This is a genomic window from Promicromonospora kroppenstedtii DSM 19349 (assembly GCF_000515355.1).
GTDB lineage: Bacteria > Actinomycetota > Actinomycetes > Actinomycetales > Cellulomonadaceae > Promicromonospora > Promicromonospora kroppenstedtii.
In genome coordinates this window covers 81357-84188 of sequence record NZ_KI911665.1, presented here as the reverse complement: position 1 = coordinate 84188, position 2832 = coordinate 81357, and the positions used below count along the sequence as shown (strand labels likewise).

At 71.4% G+C, this 2832-nt stretch carries 3 protein-coding genes; all 3 read left to right on the top strand.

Annotated elements, in window-relative coordinates:
• Window positions 1–234: fibronectin type III-like domain-contianing protein (locus PROKR_RS12750; protein WP_036963758.1), on the top strand; the 234-nt coding region annotated here is incomplete at its 5' end.
• A 47-nt stretch (window positions 235–281) separates the two neighbouring features.
• Window positions 282–1949 carry an ABC transporter substrate-binding protein gene (locus tag PROKR_RS12745; RefSeq protein WP_036963756.1) on the top strand — a complete coding sequence of 556 codons (1668 nt, stop codon included), beginning with the start codon at window positions 282–284 and terminating at the stop codon, window positions 1947–1949.
• Window positions 1949–2832: ABC transporter ATP-binding protein (locus tag PROKR_RS12740; protein WP_084800420.1), on the top strand; the 884-nt coding region annotated here is incomplete at its 3' end. The genes PROKR_RS12745 and PROKR_RS12740, both read left to right, overlap by 1 nt.

The following is a 2832-nucleotide window of genomic DNA, read 5'->3' as shown; positions in this document are numbered from 1 at the left end:
CCCGTGCGGTGGCTCGGCGGCTTCGCCGTCGCGGACGTGCCCGCCATGGGCAGCGCGACCGTCCGCGTCCCCGTCCCCACCCGGGCACTGCAGGTCTGGGACCCGCAGACCCAGGGCTGGACCACGCCGCCGGGCACCTACCGGCTGCGCACCGGCAGGTCCGTCGCGGACCTGCGCCTGACCAACGAGCTGACCGTCCGGCCCGGGGAGGAACCCGGCGCCGGAACCAAGTGACACACACCCCATCCGTCCCGTGAGGGACAAGTGCAAGGAGGCACACCGTGAGGATTCACAAGCACGTCGCCGTGGCGGCGGCTGCGGCAGCGGTCGCGCTGCTGGCAGCCTGCAGCGGCGGGGGCGGCGGCAGCGCCACCCAGGCGGGCGGCGGTCAGACCCTGACCGTCGGCATGCCGAACGGCGTCCAGACCGAGAACCACAGCCCGTTCGCCACCGGTTCGTCCGCGCTCTCGCTCGGCTACGCCTTCGCGATCTACGAGCCGCTGATGATGCGCAACCAGGCCCGGCCGTCCGAGGAGCCGAAGCCCTGGCTCGCCGACAGCGTCGAGTGGAACGAGGACTTCACCGAGGCCGTCATCACGCCGCACGAGGGCGTCACCTGGTCGGACGGCGAGGAGTTCACCGCCGACGACATCGCGTTCTCCATCCAGCTCCGCAAGGACTTCGAGGCGCTGAACACCGGCGCCCTGCCGTACGACACGATCGAGACCGACGGGTCCACCGTCACGGTCACCTTCACCGCTGGCCAGTTCGTCAACCAGTCCAAGCTGTACGACCTGGTCATGGTGCCCGAGCACATCTGGGCCGACGTCGAGGACCCCACCACCGACACCAACCCAGAGCCCGTCGGCACCGGCCCGTACACGCTGGAGACCTGGACACCGCAGGCGGCCACCGTCGTGGCGCGCGACGACTACTGGGGCGGCAAGCCCGCCGTTCCCGAGATCCGGTACTCGTCGTACAACGACAACAACGCCCTCACCACCGCCCTGACCACGGGTGAGGCGCAGTGGGGCTGGACGTTCATCGCCGACTTCGAGAACGTCTACATCGCCCAGGAACCCGAGCACTACCACCAGTACGCCGCCGGCGGCCTCGGCATCGACGTGCTCTACCTCAACAACGAGACCAAGCCGTTCGACGACAAGGCGTTCCGTCAGGCCCTGAACATGGTCATCGACCGCCAGGAGCTCGTCGACGTCGCCACCTCGGGCGTCAACCCCGCCCTGACCAGCGTCACCGGCCTGCCGCTGCCCGCCGGCGAGGAGTTCCTCTCGGCCGACTACGCCGACCAGGAGTACGCCGTCGACGTCGACGGCGCCCGCGCCCTGCTGGAGGACGCCGGATACACGTGGGACGGTGACGCCCTGGTGGACCCGGACGGCGAGAAGGTCACGTTCGAGCTGGTCAACCCGGCCGGCTGGAACGACTACCTGACCGCCCTGGACCTCATCAAGAACTCCGCCGCCGAGCTCGGCGCCACCGCCACCGTCAACCCCGTCAACCAGGACGGCTGGTTCGCCGACGTCATCCCCGGCGGCGACTTCCAGGCCACCCTGCACTGGACCGACGGCGGAGCCACCCCCTGGGACATGTACTCCGACATCATGGACGGCGCGCACTACAAGAAGCTCGGTGAGCCGGCCACCTGGAACTTCGGCCGTTTCCAGAACGACGACGCCACCGAGGCGCTCGCGGACTACGCCGCCGCGCCCGACGACGCCACGCGCACCGCCGCCCTGGAGACCGTGCAGAAGGTGTTCGTCGAGGAGGTGCCGGGCATCGCCATCTGGACCCGCCCGGCCACCGCGCAGTACTCGACGCAGAACTACGTGGGCTGGCCGTCCGAGGAGGACCCGTACAACCAGCCCCAGCCCACCGGGGTGCAGGCCGCCCAGATCCTGATGAACCTCGAGCCCGCGGAAGGCTGATGAGCACGAGCACACCGGTGCTGGCCGCGCACGGCCTCACCAAGCACTTCCGGGCGGGCGGAGGTCGCGTCAGCGGCCGTTCGCCCGCCCGGGCGATCCACGCCGTGGACGGCGTGGACCTCGAGCTCCACCGCGGCCAGGTCCTGGCCGTGGTGGGGGAGTCGGGGTCCGGCAAGTCCACGGTCGCCCGGCTGCTGGCCGGACTCATCCCCATCACGGGCGGGCAGGTGCTGCTCGACGGCGCCGAGGCCCGCCTGCGAGGCCGCCGGGCCTTCCGCGCGTACGTGCGGCGCGTGCAGATGATCTTCCAGGACCCCTTCGCCTCCCTGAACCCCGTGCACCCCGTGCGCTACACCCTGACCAGGGCGCTGCGCCTGCACCGGCGCCAGTCCAGCGGGGGCACGCTGCGCGGGGCCGAGCTGGAGGCGGCCCTGACCGAGCTGCTGGAGCGCGTGCACCTCACGCCCGCCACGCGGTACGTCGACAAGTTCCCGCACGAGCTGTCCGGCGGGCAGCGGCAACGCATCGCCATCGCGCGGGCGCTCGCCGCGGAGCCCGAGGTGCTGCTCGCCGACGAGCCCGTCTCGATGCTGGACGTCTCCATCCGGCTCGGCATCCTCAACCTGCTGGCCGACCTGCGCGACCGGCTCGGGATCGCCGTCCTGTACATCACGCACGACATCGCCTCGGCGCGCTACTTCGCCGACCGCACCACCGTGCTGTACGCGGGGCAGGTCATGGAGACAGGCGACTCCGAGTCCGTGACGCAGGAGCCGCTGCACCCCTACACGCGGCTGCTCATCGCCTCCGCGCCCGACCCCGACGACCTGGCGGGCACCGGCGCCGCGGCCGTGCGGGAGCAGGGCACCGGCGGCGAGCCGCC